The sequence below is a fragment of the Terrabacter carboxydivorans genome (genome assembly GCF_039532035.1).
Classification (GTDB): Bacteria; Actinomycetota; Actinomycetes; order Actinomycetales; family Dermatophilaceae; genus Terrabacter; species Terrabacter carboxydivorans.
The window spans coordinates 149,393-165,705 of record NZ_BAAARE010000003.1 but is presented as its reverse complement, the minus strand read 5'-3'; the positions used below and the strand labels follow the sequence as shown (position 1 = coordinate 165,705).

The following is a 16,313-nucleotide window of genomic DNA, read 5'->3' as shown; positions in this document are numbered from 1 at the left end:
GCTGTGACGGTGGGGCCACTCGACGTTGGAGGCGTCTCCTGCGTGACGACGGGGGCCACTCGACGTTCTTGGTGGGGGAATGGGCAGTGCCCACTCGACCTGGGGTCGAGTGGGCACCGTCGTGCGTGGGGTGAGGTCAGCGGACTCGGAGGCTGTCGCGGATCTCGGTGAGCAGGATGATCTCCTCGGACGGCGCCTCCGGCTCAGGCTCGACGCCCCTCTTGCGCAGGGCCGCAAGGTGGTTCATCGGCACGACGACCATGAAGTAGACCGCGGCCGCGACGATGACGAAGCTGATCAACGCTGTCAGGAAGGCGCCGAACTTCACGCCGCCCGGCGTCCAGTTGGAGAAGTCGGGCGTGCCGCCGACCTTGCCGATGAGGTCCATGATGACGGCGACGAAGGCGTCGACGACCTTGGCGAACGCCGTGCCGATGACGACTGCGACAGCGAGGTCAACGACGTTGCCCCGCATCAGGAAATCCTTGAAACCCTTGATCATGAGCGTCCCTTTCTGTGCCCCTGGAAGGGGGCATCTCGGTGCCTCGAGGGGGATGCGGTGGGTGTCGACTCGTCCCCGAGGGTCCTGCCTGGCCGTGCTGAGCATGCGGCCCGCGTGCGGCGTTGCGACGAGAGTGGCTCGTGTGACGAGCGACCCGGGCGTTTCGAGCCTACTGCGGGGCTCGTGCTCAATGCCGGATGGCGATGACGAGACTTTGACCTGCCGCGAGCGCGCTGAGGCCCCGCGCAACCTCGGCGGCCTGGCTCGGGTCGAGTGACAAGGTGACGCGTGCTGGAGCTCCGATGCCCAGACCGGTCGACTCCTCGGCGTCGTGCACCGCGAGGACGACCACGTCACTGGCGGTCCTCGTGCCTGTGCCGGTGGCGTAGAGGTCGATGTGGTCGCCGGGGCGCGCGCCCACCGAGGCAGCGTCGAGGACGGGGACGCTGATGGCGACGCGGTCGGCGGGCTGACCCGCGAGCAGGTCGGGGCCGAGAAGGCGCTCCGGCGTCACGACGTCATGCACGGCGAGCGGCGCGGCGACGATGCGGCCCACCGCTGCGTCGGACCGGGTGAGCGCCGACTCGGGCCGCTGACCGCCTGGCCGCGTCGCGACCGCGACGTCGTCGGGGCCGATCCTCTGGCCGGCCGCGACGTCACGGAGCATGACCACGGTCGGCACGCCCGCCCCACCGGCCGGGACCGGGCGCAGCGCGCCCAGCGTGACGAGGACCGCGAGGGCCGCGAGACCGGCCGCGGCCCACCGGCGCCACCGGGTCCGTCGGGCCCGACGGCGCCGGGGCCCGTCCGGCCAGGCGCCCGGGCCGCGGGACCGGCGCCAGCGCGAACCCGCGTCCGCCGCGGCCATCAGGGGAGGGGGAAGGGCAGCTCGAGACCGTCGAGGCTGCGACGGCACGGGCAGGTGGCCGTCTCGTCCGGCTCGGCCGCCGGCATCTGCCCGATGGCATCGCGCAGGATGCCCGTGAGGTGCTCGACGTTCGTGGCGAAGACGCGCAGCACCTCGTCGTGGGTCACGGCGTCGCCGCCCTCGACGCCCGCGTCGTGGTCGGTGACCATGGCGATCGTCGTGAAGCACATGGCGAGCTCGCGGGCCAGTGCCGCCTCCGGCATGGTCGTCATGCCGACGATGCAGAAACCGGCGGCCTGGTGCATGAGCGACTCGGCGCGCGAGGAGAACCGCGGCCCGTTGATGACGACGAGCGTGCCGTCGGCCACGACCTGCAGCTCCGAGAGCCGGGCCGCGTCGACGGCGACCCGACGCCCGTTGGGGCAGTACGGGTCGGCGAAGCCGACGTGCACGACCGGACCCTCGGCCTCGTAGATGGTGTGGGCCCTGCCCCACGTGCGGTCGACGACCTGGTCGGGGACGACGATGGTGCCCGGCCCGTGCTCCGGCTTGAGCGAGCCCACGGCACAGGGGGAGAGGATCTGCCGGACGCCCACGGCCCGCAGCGCCCAGAGGTTGGCGCGGTAGTTGACGCGGTGCGGTGCGAAGCGGTGGCCCTTGCCGTGGCGGGCGACGAAGGCGACGGACCGGCCCTCCACCTCACCGATGACGAGCGGGTCGCTCGGACGGCCGAAGGGCGTGTCGACGTCGACGGTCTCGTAGTCGTCGAGGAACTCGTAGAGGCCAGACCCGCCGATGACGCCGATCTCGGCACGGGCGCCCGGAGCGGGCGCACCCGAGGCGGCGGGGGCGGGCACGGTCGTCTGCTCAGTCGTCATGGCAGGAGCCTAGGGTGGCCGCCCGGCCGGCCGGACGGCATACGCCATCGGTTGGGGACAACGTCCCCGTGGCTCAGGAGGCTGTGGACGACGTGCTGGAGCCCGAGCCCGACGATCCCGTCGACGACGCGCTCGACGAGCTGGAGGAGCCGGACGTCGTGGACGCGCTCGACGGGGTCGAGTCGGAGGAGGACGTCGCGGCGTCCTTCTTCTTCTCGTCCGAGCCGCCGGCCGCCGGCGTCGCGGCGCTCTTGGCACCCGCACGCGAGTCGGTCTTGTAGAAGCCCGAGCCCTTGAAGGCGATGCCGACCGGGTGGATCACCTTGCGCAGCCGCGGCTCGCCGCACTCCGGGCACACCGTCAGGGAGTCGTCGGTGAACGACTGGCGGATGTCGAAGGCGTGACCGCACTCTTGGCACGCGTAGGAGTAGGTGGGCACAGGTGAACCTCGGCGTCGGAAGGGAGAAATGGACCGAGGGTCAGTCTACGGCCAGCCGGCGAGACGCCCGCCGCGGCTGATCTCACGGATGCGCTGCTCGGTGCGCTGCTTGACCCTCGAGGTCGTGACGACGAGCAGCTGGTCGCCGTGGCGGATCGTCGTGAGCCGCTCGGGCACGAAGCCCTCCCCGCCACGCACGATGAGGGTCACGTTGGCGCCCTTGGGCAGGCGCAGCTCGAAGACGGCGACGCCGTGCAGCCGCGACTCGGGTCCCACGGTGACCTGGATGACGTCGGCGCTGATCTCCATCAGGGAGGTCGACTCGAGGTCGACGTCGACCGAGTGCACCTGCTCGGTGAGCCCGAGCCGCCGCGCCACCCACGGCAGGGACGGCGCCTGCACGATGGTGAAGACGACGACGAGCATGAAGACGAGGTCGAAGATCCACTCGGTGTCCGGCGTGCCGACGACGAGCGGCACGGTCGCGAGCACGACCGGGACGGCTCCGCGCAGACCGGCCCACGAGAGGAATAGCTGGTCGCGCCAGGGCACCTTGAACCACGACACCGACGCGACCACCGACAGCGGTCGGGCCACGAGCAGCAGGACGAGACCGATGACGATGGCCGGCACGAGCTGTTCGCCGAGGCGCGTCGGGTCGGCGAGCAGGCCGAGGAGGACGAAGAGGCCGATCTGGGCGATCCAGCCCAGCGCGTTGGCGAAGCTCTGGAACGCGACGCGGTTGGGCAGGCCCATGTTGCCGAGGACGAGCGCCGAGAGGTACGTGGCGAGGAAGCCGGAGACGTGCACGGCCGACCCCACGGCATACGCGAGCACGGTGAGGGCGACGACGCCGATCGAGAAGAGGGCGGACGACGCCCCCGCGACCCGGTGCAGGATCTGGCCGCCCAGCCAGCCCACGGCGCCCCCGACGAGCACCCCGCCGGCGAGCTCGGCGGCGGCGTGCAGCACGAGCACCCACCACGGGTCGGCCGTCCCGCCGGGCACGCCCTGGGCAGCGAACGCCACGACGAGGATGACGACCGGCGCGTCGTTGAAGCCCGACTCGGCCTCGAGCATCCCCGACAGGCGCTTGGGCAGCGGCACGTTGCGCAGCACCGCGAAGACGGCCGCGGCGTCGGTCGAGGTCACGATGGCGCCCATGAGCAGCGAGATCGTCCACGACAGCGGCAGCAGCGTGTGCGCCGCGACGGCCACGACGAGCACGGAGACGACGACGCCGACGGTCGAGAGCACGGCCGCGGGGGCGACGGAGTCCTTGATGTTGGACCACGACGTCGTCAGGCCGCCCTCGGCCAGGATGAGCACGAGCGCGGCGTAGCCGAGCACCCGCGTGATCGACGCGTCGTCGAACTGGATGCCTGCGCCGGCGTTGCCGAGGAGGAGCCCGATCCCGAGGTAGATGAGCAGCGACGGCAGGCCCGAGCGGACCGAGAGGCGCACGGCCGCGACCGCCACGAGGAGCACGAGCGAACCCACGAGGAGCACACGCGTCAGGTCGTCGAGGTCCATGGTCGACGACGTGATGGCGGCGAGTGCGGTCAAGGGCAGCTCCTGAAGGTGTGGTGGCAATCCAACCATCCCGGGCCGCGTCGCCGCGGAGCGGTCCGCGCGACATCCGTGCGACATCCGCGCGACATCCGCGCGACGTCCGTGCGACGTCCCGCCGGACGGCAGACCGGGCCGCCGATGGGCCGCCGGCGAGGTCCGCAGGCGGGGCCGTCGGAGGTTTGTCGTCGGTTCGGCAACGATGTGGGCGGGCGGCCGCCGGGCTGCGAGCCGGGCTCTCGGCCGTGGCCTAGGCTCGTCGCGTGTCACGGTTGAAGCGCGCCCGTCGGATCGTCCTGCTCGTCGCCGTCCTCGTCGTCATGGCGGTGGTCGCCGTCGGCATCCTGGCGATCGGCGTCGTGCGCCAGTCCTTCCCCGACACCACGGGACAGCTCTCGATCGAGGGCCTCACGAGCTCGGTCTCGGTCCACCGGGACGCCCAGGGCATCCCGACGATCTACGCCGACAACGCCAGCGACCTCTTCCGGGCCCAGGGCTTCGTCAGCGCCCAGGACCGCTTCTTCGAGATGGACCTGCGCCGGCACGTGACCGCCGGGCGCCTCTCCGAGCTCGTCGGCAGCGCGGGCCTCGAGAGCGACAAGGTGATCCGCACGATGGGGTGGCGGCGCGTCGCCGAGCAGGAGCTGCCCAAGCTCGCGCCCGAGACGCGGCAGTACCTCCAGGCGTACGCCGACGGCGTCAACGCCTACATCAAGAAGACCGAGTCGCCCGAGAAGATGTCGCTCGAGTACACCGTGCTCGCGCGCCGCAACCCCGGCTACCGCGTCGAGCCGTGGACGCCGGTCGACTCGCTCGCGTGGCTCAAGGCGATGGCGTGGGACCTCCGCGGCGACTACAAGGACGAGCTCGCGCGGGCCCGCATGTCCCGCACGACGCGCTCCATCAAGCAGATCAACCTGCTCTACCCGCCCTACCCCGTCGACCGGAACCAGCCGATCCTCTCGGAGCAGGACTGGCAGCCGTCCTCGGCCAGCAGCGACCAGGCGGCCAGCCCGGCGCCCGCCGCCCTGCAGGCGATGCGCTCCGCCGAGGGCGGGTCCGCCGTCGAGTCGGCCATCGCCTCCGTCGATGCCGTGCCGGTCAGCCTCGGTCGTGGCGACGGCATCGGGTCGAACTCGTGGGTCGTCTCCGGCTCGCGCACGACCACGGGCAAGCCGCTGCTCGCCAACGACCCGCACCTGTCGCTGGCGATCCCCGGGATCTGGGGCCAGGTCAACCTCCAGTGCCGCACGCTGAGCGCCGCCTGCCCCTTCCGGGTGTCGGGGTTCACCTTCTCGGGCCTGCCGGGCGTCGTCATCGGCCACAACGACAAGGTCGCCTGGGGCATGACGAACCTCGGCCCCGACGTCACCGACTTCTACCTCGAGCAGGTCTCGGGCACGAAGTACCTCCGCGACGGCCGCAACATCCCCCTCGAGACGCGCCAGGAGACCATCAAGGTCGCGGGCGGCGCCGACGTGCCCCTGACGGTGCGCTCGACCCTGCACGGCCCGATCCTCTCCGACGTGGTCCCGGCGATCGACGCGGCCGGTGACCGCAGCGTCGTGCGCGGTGCACCGCAGACCAACCGGTATGCCGTGTCGCTCGCCTGGACTGCCCTGACCCCGGGCACGACGGCCGACGCGATCTTCGCCCTCAACCGCGCGACCAACTGGTCCGACTTCCGCAAGGCCGCCTCGCTCTTCTCGGTGCCGTCGCAGAACCTCGTCTACGCCGACACCGCCGGTCACATCGGCTACCAGGCGCCGGGGCAGATCCCGATCCGCCGCTCCGCGACGCCGGGGGCGCCTCCCGGCTTCTGGCCGTCGCCGGGCTGGGACTCGCAGTGGGACTGGAAGGGCTACGTCCCGTTCAACCAGCTGCCGAACTCCTTCGACCCCGCCGAGGGCTTCATCGTCACGGCCAACCAAGCGGTGACGGCGAGCCCGACGCCGTTCCTGACCTCGGAGTGGGACTACGGCTTCCGCGCCCAGCGCATCCGGACGCTGCTTGCGGCGACGCCGAAGGTCTCGCGCGAGACGATGTCGCAGATCCAGGGCGACACCCGCAACACGTACGCGCCGGCCCTCGTCGAGCGGCTGTTGTCGGTGCAGGTCGACGACTTCACCGCCCAGGCCCAGCGCCTGCTGCGTGACTGGGACGGCAGCCAGCCCAACGACAAGTCGCGTGACGCAGCCTCGGCCGCCTACTACAACGCCGTGTGGAAGTACCTCCTGCAGTACACCTTCGACGAGCTGCCCCCGGACATCGCGCCCGACGGCGGCAGCCGCTGGATGGTCGTCATGGAGCAGCTCATGAAGGACCCGAAGAACGACTGGTGGGACGACAAGACGACCCCCGGCCTGACCGAGGGCCGCGACGAGATCCTCAAGCGCGCGCTCGTCGAGGCGCGTCTCGACCTCGCGCGCGAGCTCGGCAAGGTGCCGGCGACGTGGCGCTGGGGACGCCTGCACCAGGTCGACCTCAAGCACCCGGTCATGGGCGCGGACGGCGTGCCGGGGATCATCCAGAACCTCTTCGACCGCAACGACATCGAGCTCGGCGGCGGCAACGCCATCGTCAACGCGTACTCGTGGAACGCCTCGGCCCCCGGCTACGACGTGACGAGCGGCCCGTCCATGCGGATGATCGTCGACCTGGGCAACCTCGACGCCTCCCGCTGGGTCAACTCGACGGGCCAGTCGGGGCACGCCTACGACGACCACTACTCCGACCAGGTCGATGCGTGGGCGGCCAACGAGACGTTCGCGTGGCCGTTCACCCAGACCGCCGTCCGGGACGCGACGGACGACGAGCTGACGCTCGTGCCGCCTGCCTCCGCCCCCTGAGCCGTCCTCTAGACGTCCCTGAGGTGGGCCGGACGGCCATCACGACGAGGGCGTATGCCGGGTGCTGCCCTCGTCAGCGCAGCCGCACGACGCGGCCGGTGGTCGTCACGTAGCCGTCGACCGGCACGTCGTGCGGGTCCGCCGGCAGGTCGACCTCGCTCTGCTCGCCCTCGTGCAGGAGGGCGATGACCGGGGCGGACGGGTCACGGTGCACGAGGGCGCGGTCGTAGCAGCCGCCGCCCTGCCCCAGCCGCGTGCCGTGAGAATCGACCGACAGGCCCGGGGTCACGACGAGGTCGCACGTCGCGAGGGTGTCGGTGCCGAGCCAGCCCCGACGCTCCTCCGGGTCGGGGGTGTGCCCTCCGTGGCTCGGGCGGCGCACGGTGGCGTCGTCGCCCGAGGTGCCGCGGACGGCATACCTCCACTCGAGCGAGAAGTCGTCGAGCACGACGGGCACGACTACCTCGTGACCGGCGGCGAGGAGCGCCTCGACGAGCGGGCCGGTCGGCGGCTCGTCGGGGAGCGACTCGTAGACGGCGACGCGGCACGGCTCCGGCACGAACCGCAGGACCGCCTCGGCGATCGCGGCGCCCGCAGCCTCGCGGGCCAGGGCGTCTGTGCGACCCGCGATCTCGCGGCGCCGGGAGCGGGCGGCGTGACGCAGGTCACGCTTGGTGGAGGCGGTCATCGCGTCGGGGTTCGCGAGACGGTCCGGGCGCGCATGGCCCCATCGTAAGGTGATGCCCATGAGTGACCAGGGCTTGCGCGCTTCCGTCGACCTGATGCGTCACCGAGGCCTGGGACCGGAGGCCATCAGCGTCTTCGAGCACTACTTCGAACAGCTGCAGGCGGGCGCGCAGGGCACCATCCCCGAGGACTCCATCGAACCCCTCGGCGACATCCAGACGCTCCGTGAGGTCCGGGTCTCCGACGAGGAGGCCCGGGAGGCGCTGTCCAAGACCGCCGTCATCAAGCTCAACGGTGGCCTCGGCACCGGGATGGGCATGACGGGGGCAAAGTCGGCGCTCGAGGTCAAGGACGGCCTGACCTTCCTCGACATCATCGCCCTGCAGGTGCTGGCGCTCCGCGAGCGCTGGGACGTCGAGCTGCCGCTCGTGCTGATGAACTCCTTCCGCACGTCGGAGGAGTCGCTCAAGATCCTGGCGAAGTACCCCGACCTGCCGGTCGAGGGCCTCCCGCTCGACTTCATCCAGAACGCCGAGCCCAAGCTGCGGCCCGACGACCTCATGCCGGTGAAGTGGCCCGACGACCCCGAGCTCGAGTGGTGCCCGCCCGGGCACGGCGACATCTACGTCTCGCTCGTCACCTCCGGGGTGCTCGACGCGCTGCTGGAGAAGGGGATCCGCTACGCGTTCCTCTCCAACTCCGACAACCTCGGCGCGACCTGCGACCCCGACGTCGCGGCCTGGATGGTCGAGCAGGGCCTGCCCTACGTCGCGGAGGTGTGCCAGCGCACCAAGAGCGACCGCAAGGGCGGCCACCTCGCGGTGCGCAAGTCGGACGGCCGCATCGTGCTGCGCGACACGGCCATGGTCGCCGAGGGGGAGGAGCGCTTCTTCCGCGACATCAAGCGACACAACACCTTCAACGCCAACAACGTGTGGATCGACCTCGAGGTCCTGCGCGAGCGGATGACCGCCAAGCACGGGGTCCTCGGCCTGCCGATCATCGTCAACCGCAAGAACGTCGACCCCGCCGACCCGAGCTCGCCCGAGGTCATCCAGATGGAGTCGGCGATGGGCACCGCGATCGAGGTGTTCGAGGGGTCCGAGGCCATCCTCGTGCCGCGCACGCGCTTCCGGCCGGTCAAGACGACGAACGACCTGCTCGTCATCCGCTCCGACTTCTTCTCGCTCGACGACGGCTACCACGTCGTCGCCGCCGTCGACGGGCCCGAGCCCTACGTCGACCTCGACTCGGCCTACCGCTTCGTGTCCGGCTTCGAGAAGCGCTTCCCCAAGGGCGTGCCCTCGATGCGCGACTGCACGAGCCTGCGCGTCATCGGCGACCCCGTCTTCGGCCGCAACGTCCGGTGCGTCGGCGACGTGCTCATCGACGGCTACCGCCGGGTCCTGGACGACGCGGTGCTGGGCGAGCTCCCCGTGCCCGCAACCGCGCCCGCCGCCAGGGCCGGCGACCTGCGCACGGTCGACGAGCACCTCAAGGCCATCCTCTCGACGCTCGAGCCCTCGCCGACCGAGTGGACGCCGCTCACCGAGGCCCTCGGGCTCGTCGTGGCGCGTGACGTCCGCTCCAAGGTCGACCTTCCGAGCTTCGACAACTCCTCGATGGATGGGTATGCCGTCCGCTCCGAGTCGCTGTCGGCCGCCCGGGACGGGTCGGTTCGGTTGCGCATCGTCGGTGAGGTCGCCGCGGGCGACGACCCCTCGTTCACGGTGGGACCGGGCGAGGCGGCCAGGATCATGACGGGCGCCCCCATGCCCGACGGCGCCGACGCGGTCATCGCCGTCGAGGACACCGACGCGGCTGCGACGGGAGAGGTCGAGTGCCGCGCGTCGGTGCCCCGGGGCCGCTACGTCAGGCCGCGCGGCGAGGACGTCGCCTCCGGCGCGGTCATCGTGCCCGCGGGTGAGGTCGTCGGTTCTCGCACGATCGCGCTGCTCGCTGCCTGCGGTCACGCCGTCGTCGAGGTGCACCGCCGCCCGCACGTCGTCGTGCTCTCCACCGGCACCGAGCTCGTCGAGCCGGGAAAGCCACTGGGGCCCGGGCAGATCCACGACTCCAACTCCTCGATGCTCTGGGCGGCGGCCGTCGGAGCCGGAGCGTCCGCCGAGGTGCGGGGTGCGGTCGGGGACTCCGAGGCGGAGCTGCTGGCCGCCCTCGACGACATCGTCACCCACGCCGACGTCGTCATCACCAGCGGCGGCGTGTCCATGGGCGCCTACGACATCGTCAAGAGCTCCCTGCGTGACAAGGGCATCGACTTCGTCAAGGTGGCCATGCAGCCCGGCAAGCCGCAGGGCTTCGGGCTGCTGAACGGTCCCGGCGGCAAGCAGGTCCCGCTCTTCGCGCTGCCCGGCAACCCGGTGTCGTCCTTCGTGTCGTTCGAGATCTTCGTCCGGCCGGCGCTGCGCCGGCTCATGCGGCTGACGCCGGAGAAGCGCCGTCTGCGCCCGGCCACCCTCATCTCGGGCGTCGAGTCCTTCGGCGGCCGAAGGCAGTTCGGCCGTGCCGTGGTCTCACGTTCCGCAGAGGGCACGCTCGTCGCCGTCCCGGTGGCGGGCCAGGGATCGCACTTCGTCGCCGACCTGTCGCGGGCCAACGCGCTTTTCGTCGTGCCCGAGGACGTCACCGAGCTCGTCGCTGGCGAGGTCGTCGACGTGCTTCTGCTCGACAAGGAGGCATGATGACCGACCACGAGCCTGCTCCGTCGTCGGGCGCCTCGTCGCCGGCTGCCTCGTCGCCGGTTGCGCCGGCGCTGACCCACGTGCGCGCCGACGGCAGCGCGCACATGGTGGACGTGTCGGCCAAGGCCGTGACCGCCCGCGAGGCGAGCGCTGCCGGCAGGGTGCTGCTCAGCGCCGACGCGGTGGCCGCGCTGCGGTCGGGCCGCGTCCCCAAGGGCGACGCCCTCGCGGTGGCGCGGATCGCCGGCATCCAGGCGGTCAAGCGCACACCCGAGCTCATCCCGCTCGCCCACCCCATCGCGGTGCACGGCGTCGAGGTCGACGTCACGGTCGCCGACGACGGCGCCGACATCACGGCGACGGTGCGCACCGCCGACCGCACCGGCATCGAGATGGAGGCGCTCACCGCGGTGTCGGTCGCCGCACTCGCGCTCATCGACATGGTCAAGGCGGTCGACAAGCACGGCCGGATCACCGACGTGCGCGTCACCGCCAAGTCCGGTGGCCGCTCGGGGGACTGGCATGAGTGAGGGACTGGGCGCCGGCCGCCGCGCCGTCGTGGTCACGGTCTCGACCCGGGCCGCGGCTGGCGTCTACGCCGACCGTTCGGGACCCGTCATCGTCGAGCGCCTGCGCGGCTGGGACTTCGAGGTGGGGGAGCCCGTCGTCGTGGCCGATGGCGACGACTACGGCATGGCCCTGCGCGAGGTCCTCGCCAGCGAGCCCGACCTCGTGCTCACCACCGGCGGCACGGGCCTGACGCCCACCGACGCGACGCCCGAGCAGACCGCGCCGCTCCTCGACCGCCTCGTCCCCGGCGTGGCCGAGGCCATCCGTGCGGCGGGGGTGTCCAAGGGGGTGCCGACCGCCATGCTCTCGCGCGGGCTCGTCGGCCTCGCGGGGCGCACGTTCGTGGCCAACCTGCCCGGCTCGCGCGGCGGGGTGAGCGATGCGCTCGACGTGCTCGAGCCGGTGCTCGGGCATGCCCTCGACCAGATCCCCGGCAGTGACCACTGAGGTGAGGGCCGCCCTGCCGCCGCTCCCGGCCACCCCAGATGCGACTGACCGTCTCGGTGCCGCATGAGGATGCCGTGGCGGCCGCACCGTGACGGTCGCGCCCGGTGGCCCGTCGTCCTGCGCGACGCCTCGGTCGAGCCGGCCATCGTGCTGCGTCCGCTGCGGGTCGGCGACGAGCGGGACTGGCAGCGCGTGCGACGTGACAACGCGGCATACGTCCAGCCGTGGGAACCGACTCTCCCGCCGGGCTCGCCCGCGCGCACCCCGGTGTCGTTCCGCCAGTTCGTCCGCGACCTCGACGCGGAGGCGAGCGCCGACCGGGCGATGCCGTGGTGCATCGAGGTCGGCGGCCGCATCGTCGGCCAGGTCCACCTCTTCGGCATCGTGCGCGCCGCCCAGCAGTCGGCCGCGGCGGGCTACTGGCTCGACGAGGCGGTCACCGGACGCGGCATCGCGACGCGCGCGCTCGCGCTGGCCTTCGACCACGCCCTCGGTGAGGGCGGCCTGCACCGCGTGGAGGTCAACATCCGGCTCGACAACGTGCCCTCGTTGCGGGTCGTCGAGCGACTCGGCCTGCGCGACGAGGGAGTCCGCCGGCGGTTCCTGCACATCGACGGCGCCTGGCGTGACCACCGGTCCTTCGCCGTGACGACCGAAGACCTCACCGGTTCGACCCTCATGACCCGTCTGTCACAGGTGTAACACCAGCCTCTTGCGCGACACGCCTCGAATGTGCGGGGTCGTTACCGAACCGCGTCCTACCGTGGGTCACGTGCCCGTCAGCAGCCTGATCTTCGTCGTCATCGTGGCGATCTGGGCTGCCTATCTCGTGCAGCACTGGGCCCGTCGCCGCGAGGACGCCGCCGCCACGCGGTCCGTCGACGGCTTCACCCAGGCCATGCGTGTGCTCGAGAAGCGCCCTGCCCTGCCGGCCACCGAGCTGAGCACGCCGCGGCCCCACTCGTATGCCGTCAAGCCCGCGAGCTCCGGCCGTCCCACCGTGGACGTCAAGCGAGCCGTCCCCGCCGGCACCTCCCGCCGCCACTCGCCGCTCGTCGCCCGACGCGGCGACGAGCGCGTCCTCACCGCCACCCTCCCCTCGGGTGCCTCGAACCTGCCCCACACCGACCACGACATCGCCCCCTACGCCGCCGAGGTGGACCGCATGCCCGATTCAGCGCGCCAGTCGAGCCACGGAGCCCAGGGCCGGCCACGTCGTGCCGAAGCGCCGGCGCCGGCGCGGGTGTCGTTGGCGCAGCGTCGGATTCGTGCCGTGCTCCTGCTCGCTGCGCTCCTCTGGCTGCCGGTCTCGATCGTGCTCACGGTCACCGGTGTGCTGATGTGGATCTCGATCCCGTTCGCCGTCCTGACCGTCGGCGCCGTGCTCGTCTGGCTGCGGGCCGAGGCGCAGGCCGACCGGCTCCGCACGGCGTCAAGCGCCGACGACGTCGTCGACGGTGGGCGCCAGGAGTCGCGCGGCCGAGGCCGCTCACGGTCGTTCGTGCACCCCGTGCCGATGCTCTCCAGCGACGACACCCAGGTCATCCGCAGCGCTCCGGCTCCGGTCGTCGCCGAGACGCCGGTCGTGCCGGTTGCTCCGGAGGTCGCCCAGCGCGTCGAGGGCGGCGTCTTCGACGTCCAGGCCCCGGTCACCGGCGAGGTGCCCGTCGCCGCCGTCGAGGCCGCTCCGGCCGCCGAGGGCAGCTGGAGTCCGGTGCCGGTGCCGCGGCCGACGTACTCGCTCAAGGCCAAGGCCGAGCCGCGCTACACCGACTCGGGCATCCCGGCGGACGTCTTCGACACGCCGGAGTTCGCCGAGGAGGCGGAGGAGCTCGACGACCGAGCCCTCTTCGCCCGCCGCGCCGTCTCCCAGTGACGCCCTAGCCCGCAAGCCTCGCCGCGGCTGAGTTCGCGCGCAGCCTGGTGCTGGTCTGGCTCGCCAGTCTCGCCCGGGCTGAGTTGGCGGGTGGTCTGGTCCGGTTACCAGATCGCGAGTCACGGCCCGGCTGAGTTGGCGCGCGGTCTGGTCCGGTCCCAGACCGCGAACTTCGCCCGGGCTGAGTTCGCGCGCCCGGTCCGGTCCGGTCCCAGACCGCGAACTTCGCCCCGGCTGAGTTGGCGCGGCCCGTGGTGCGGTTGCGGGCCGCCAGTCTCGCCCTGGCTGAGTTCGCGCGTGGTCTGGTGCGGTTGCGGGCCGCCAGTCCCGCCCTGGCTGAGTTCGCGCGTGGTCTGGTGCGGTTGCGGGCCGCCAGTCCCGCCCTGGCTGAATTCGCGCGTGGTCGGCTCCGGTTCCTGATCGCGAGTCTCGCCCTGGCTGAGTTGGCGCGTGGTCGGCTCCGGCGGCTCAGGCGTTAGCTGGGGCGCTTCCCTCGTCGGCGGAGGCTTCGAGCTCGCGGTCGAGCTCACCCTCGGACTCGTCGCTGAAGAGGTGCTTGCCGACCGCGTTGAGAACGGCTGCGAACGGCACTGCCACCAGGGCCCCGACGATGCCGGCGATGATCGAGCCGGTCGCGATGGCGAGGATGACCGCGAGCGGGTGCACGCTGACCGCCTTGCCCAGCAGGAACGGCTGGAGCACGTGCGACTCGAGCTGCTGCACGCCGATGACGACCGCGAGCATGATGAGGGCGACGCCGGGGCCATGAGCGACGAGGGCGAGCAGGACCGCGACGGCGCCGGAGAGCAGCGCACCCACGATCGGGATGAACGCCAGGATGAAGACGAGGATGCCGATCGCAAAGGCGAAGGGGACCTTGAGGATCGCGGCGCCGACCGAGATGCCGACGGCGTCGACGAAGGCCACGATCATCGTCGCGCGCACGAACGCCGAGAGCTGCTGCCAGGCGATGAGCCCGGAGGAGTCGACGTGGCCGCGCGTGGCGCGCGGGAAGAGCCGCACGACCCAGCCCCAGATGCGCGGGCCCTCGTAGAGGAAGAAGAAGAGCGAGAAGAGTGCGATGAACAGGCCCGCGATGAAGTGGGTCGCAGTGAGCCCGACCGACGCGGCCGTGTCGCCGAGGTTGCCCGACTGGCTGACCTTGTCCCGAACGGTGTTGAAGTACTGGTCGAACTGGGCATCGGTGATGTGGAACGAGGTGCGCACCCAGTCCCGGATGCGTTCGAGACCCGTGGCGACCTGGTTCGTCAGGTCGGAGAAGCCGCTGCTGAACTGGGTGCCGACGAGCGTGAAGAGGGCGCTGACGATCACGATGGTGCCGAGAACGGTCAGGCCCGCGGCGGCGCCCGGCTTCATCACCTTGTGCAGCCAGGTCGCGACCGGACGCAGCAGCGCCGTCAGCAGGATGGCGATCGCGACGGGGACGATGATCTCCGAGACGGTGCGCACCGCCATGGACAGCAGGTAGATGGCAGCGCCGATGAGCAGCAGCCGCCAGGCCCACTCGCTCGTCACGCGGATGCTCTGCGGCACCGCGGCGGCCTGCACCCCGGTCATCTCGCGGGTCGTCTCGCGGTTCGTGCCCGGCGCGCGGTCAGAGAGCGGCTGTGCGTCGTCGCGGGCATGAGGGGGGACGGCCAGGGTCGCGTCGTGGGGCGCGCCGGAGGGGGCGGCGTGGTTGTCGGTCACGAGCACACCGTATGCCGCGTGGGGGCCTTCCGGTGGATCACCCGCCGCGGGGTCTCCAGCACGACGGGCCCGAGGCGTCACGATCGGGCATCGGCGTGGTGGATCAAAGTCCCGGGCGGGATGCAGGAGACGACACTCTCGGCATGACGACGTTCTGGGAGAAGGCGCCTCCTCCGGCGCCCGTCCGTCGTCGCGCTCGCTGGTCGCGCCCGGTCGCCGGCGTAGTGCTGGACGAGGAAGGCGGGCTTCACGTGCGTCGACCTCGGACGCATGGTCCGTCGCACCTGACCTGCGCCGTGCGTACGCTCGGGAGATGAGCGCAGCCGAGACTGGGTCCCCGTCCCTCGCCGTCACCGGGTCGACCGGCTGGCTCGGCGGTCTCGTCGCCCGGGACCTCGCCGCTCGGGGAGTGGCGCAGCGGATGCTCGTGCGTGACGTGTCGCGAGCCCCCGACCTGCCGGGCTCCGTTGCCGCGCAGTGCAGCTACCGGGACGTCGACGCGGCCCGCGCGGCGCTGGAAGGTGTCGAGACGCTCTTCATGGTGTCGGCGGCCGAGAACGAGGACCGGTTGGCGGAGCACCGCGCCTTCGTCGACGCAGCGGCGGCCGCCGGCGTGGACCACGTGGTCTACGTGTCCTTCTTCGGGGCCTCGCCCGACGCCACGTTCACCCTCGCCCGCGACCACGCCGCCACCGAGGAGCACCTCCGCGCGTCCGGCATGGCGTGGACCTTCCTGCGCGACAACCTCTACCTCGAGTTCATGGACCACATGGTGGGTGACGACGGGGTCATCCGGGGTCCCGCCGGTGATGGCCGGGCTGCCGTCGTCTCGCACGAGGACATCGCGCGCGTCGCGGTGACCGTGCTGCTCGACCCGTCCGCGCATGCCGGGGCGACCTACGACCTGACCGGGCCGGAGGCGCTGACCTTCGCGGAGATGGCCCGCACCATCACGGACGTCACCGGGCGAAAGGTGCGCTTCCACGACGAGACCCTCGAGGAGGCGTATGCGTCTCGCGCGGTCTACGGGGCACCCGACTGGCAGGTGGATGCCTGGGTGTCGACCTACACCGCCGTTGCGGCCGGAGAGCTCGACGGGGTCAGCGACGACGTGGAGCGACTGACGGGTCGCCGTCCGATGTCCTTGCGGGAGTACCTCGAGTCGGCCGGGTCGAGGTGATCGCGCCACCCGCGTGAGGGCCGGGAGTACCTCGAC

14 protein-coding genes are annotated in these 16,313 nt (G+C 71.8%); 7 read left to right on the top strand and 7 right to left on the bottom strand.

Translation table 11 applies throughout. The annotated features are described in order from the left end of the window. Positions 1–136: 136 nt before the first annotated feature. From mscL to ABD297_RS04475, 5 genes are all read right to left on the bottom strand, one after another. Positions 137–502 carry a large conductance mechanosensitive channel protein MscL gene (gene mscL, locus ABD297_RS04495; protein WP_344253375.1) on the bottom strand — a complete coding sequence of 122 codons (366 nt, stop codon included), beginning with the start codon at positions 500–502 and terminating at the stop codon, positions 137–139. A 187-nt stretch (positions 503–689) separates the two neighbouring features. Beyond that, the gene (locus tag ABD297_RS04490; protein WP_344253374.1) at positions 690–1,370 is read right to left on the bottom strand and encodes an SAF domain-containing protein; all 681 of its coding nucleotides are present in this window, start codon (positions 1,368–1,370) and stop codon (positions 690–692) included. Next, the gene (locus tag ABD297_RS04485; protein ID WP_344253372.1) at positions 1,370–2,248 is read right to left on the bottom strand and encodes an S-methyl-5'-thioadenosine phosphorylase; all 879 of its coding nucleotides are present in this window, start codon (positions 2,246–2,248) and stop codon (positions 1,370–1,372) included. Before ABD297_RS04485 ends, ABD297_RS04490 begins: the two co-directional genes overlap by 1 nt. 73 nt (positions 2,249–2,321) lie before the next feature. Next, positions 2,322–2,687 carry an FmdB family zinc ribbon protein gene (locus ABD297_RS04480; RefSeq protein ID WP_344253371.1) on the bottom strand — a complete coding sequence of 122 codons (366 nt, stop codon included), beginning with the start codon at positions 2,685–2,687 and terminating at the stop codon, positions 2,322–2,324. Positions 2,688–2,732: 45 nt separating this feature from the next. Continuing rightward, entirely contained in the window at positions 2,733–4,253 is a 1,521-nt protein-coding gene (locus ABD297_RS04475; protein ID WP_344253368.1) for a potassium/proton antiporter, read from the bottom strand. A gap of 323 nt (positions 4,254–4,576) precedes the next feature. Between ABD297_RS04475 and ABD297_RS04470 the strand changes: the two genes are divergently transcribed. After that, positions 4,577–7,105 carry a penicillin acylase family protein gene (locus tag ABD297_RS04470; RefSeq protein ID WP_344253626.1) on the top strand — a complete coding sequence of 843 codons (2,529 nt, stop codon included), beginning with the start codon at positions 4,577–4,579 and terminating at the stop codon, positions 7,103–7,105. A 73-nt stretch (positions 7,106–7,178) separates the two neighbouring features. Here the strand turns inward: ABD297_RS04470 and ABD297_RS04465 are convergent, their stop codons facing one another. Further along, positions 7,179–7,793, bottom strand: a complete 615-nt coding sequence (locus tag ABD297_RS04465) for a 5-formyltetrahydrofolate cyclo-ligase (RefSeq protein ID WP_344253367.1) — start codon at positions 7,791–7,793, stop codon at positions 7,179–7,181. 58 nt (positions 7,794–7,851) lie between these two features. Here ABD297_RS04465 and ABD297_RS04460 point away from each other — a divergent pair, with 58 nt between their 5' ends. The 5 genes from ABD297_RS04460 (at position 7,852) to ABD297_RS04440 (ending at position 13,387) form a co-directional block, all read left to right on the top strand. Continuing rightward, positions 7,852–10,494: a UTP--glucose-1-phosphate uridylyltransferase gene (locus tag ABD297_RS04460; protein WP_344253365.1), complete on the top strand. Its 2,643-nt coding sequence runs from the start codon at positions 7,852–7,854 to the stop codon at positions 10,492–10,494. A 104-nt stretch (positions 10,495–10,598) separates the two neighbouring features. Then, positions 10,599–11,024: a cyclic pyranopterin monophosphate synthase MoaC gene (gene moaC, locus ABD297_RS04455; protein WP_425581130.1), complete on the top strand. Its 426-nt coding sequence runs from the start codon at positions 10,599–10,601 to the stop codon at positions 11,022–11,024. Beyond that, positions 11,017–11,511, top strand: coding sequence for a MogA/MoaB family molybdenum cofactor biosynthesis protein (locus ABD297_RS04450; protein ID WP_344253362.1), 495 nt, complete (start codon positions 11,017–11,019; stop codon positions 11,509–11,511). Before moaC ends, ABD297_RS04450 begins: the two co-directional genes overlap by 8 nt. Positions 11,512–11,574: 63 nt before the next feature. Beyond that, positions 11,575–12,213 carry a GNAT family N-acetyltransferase gene (locus ABD297_RS04445; RefSeq protein WP_344253360.1) on the top strand — a complete coding sequence of 213 codons (639 nt, stop codon included), beginning with the start codon at positions 11,575–11,577 and terminating at the stop codon, positions 12,211–12,213. Positions 12,214–12,283: 70 nt separating this feature from the next. Beyond that, positions 12,284–13,387, top strand: coding sequence for a hypothetical protein (locus ABD297_RS04440; protein WP_344253359.1), 1,104 nt, complete (start codon positions 12,284–12,286; stop codon positions 13,385–13,387). Between the two features lie 468 nt (positions 13,388–13,855). Here the strand turns inward: ABD297_RS04440 and ABD297_RS04435 are convergent, their stop codons facing one another. Further along, entirely contained in the window at positions 13,856–15,097 is a 1,242-nt protein-coding gene (locus ABD297_RS04435) for an AI-2E family transporter (RefSeq protein WP_344253357.1), read from the bottom strand. A gap of 313 nt (positions 15,098–15,410) precedes the next feature. Here ABD297_RS04435 and ABD297_RS04430 point away from each other — a divergent pair, with 313 nt between their 5' ends. After that, positions 15,411–16,277, top strand: coding sequence for an SDR family oxidoreductase (locus ABD297_RS04430; RefSeq protein WP_344253356.1), 867 nt, complete (start codon positions 15,411–15,413; stop codon positions 16,275–16,277). Positions 16,278–16,313 lie beyond the last annotated feature (36 nt).

What these genes read in the sequence shown, in the direction of transcription:
- mscL (WP_344253375.1), bottom strand. Translation starts at nt 502, where the DNA reads ATGATCAAGGGTTTCAAGGATTTCCTGATGCGGGGCAACGTCGTTGAC.
- ABD297_RS04490 (WP_344253374.1), bottom strand. Translation starts at nt 1,370, where the DNA reads ATGGCCGCGGCGGACGCGGGTTCGCGCTGGCGCCGGTCCCGCGGCCCG.
- ABD297_RS04485 (WP_344253372.1), bottom strand. Translation starts at nt 2,248, where the DNA reads ATGACGACTGAGCAGACGACCGTGCCCGCCCCCGCCGCCTCGGGTGCG.
- ABD297_RS04470 (WP_344253626.1), top strand. Translation starts at nt 4,577, where the DNA reads ATGGCGGTGGTCGCCGTCGGCATCCTGGCGATCGGCGTCGTGCGCCAG.
- ABD297_RS04465 (WP_344253367.1), bottom strand. Translation starts at nt 7,793, where the DNA reads ATGACCGCCTCCACCAAGCGTGACCTGCGTCACGCCGCCCGCTCCCGG.
- ABD297_RS04460 (WP_344253365.1), top strand. Translation starts at nt 7,852, where the DNA reads ATGAGTGACCAGGGCTTGCGCGCTTCCGTCGACCTGATGCGTCACCGA.
- moaC (WP_425581130.1), top strand. Translation starts at nt 10,599, where the DNA reads ATGGTGGACGTGTCGGCCAAGGCCGTGACCGCCCGCGAGGCGAGCGCT.
- ABD297_RS04450 (WP_344253362.1), top strand. Translation starts at nt 11,017, where the DNA reads ATGAGTGAGGGACTGGGCGCCGGCCGCCGCGCCGTCGTGGTCACGGTC.
- ABD297_RS04445 (WP_344253360.1), top strand. Translation starts at nt 11,575, where the DNA reads ATGAGGATGCCGTGGCGGCCGCACCGTGACGGTCGCGCCCGGTGGCCC.
- ABD297_RS04430 (WP_344253356.1), top strand. Translation starts at nt 15,411, where the DNA reads ATGAGCGCAGCCGAGACTGGGTCCCCGTCCCTCGCCGTCACCGGGTCG.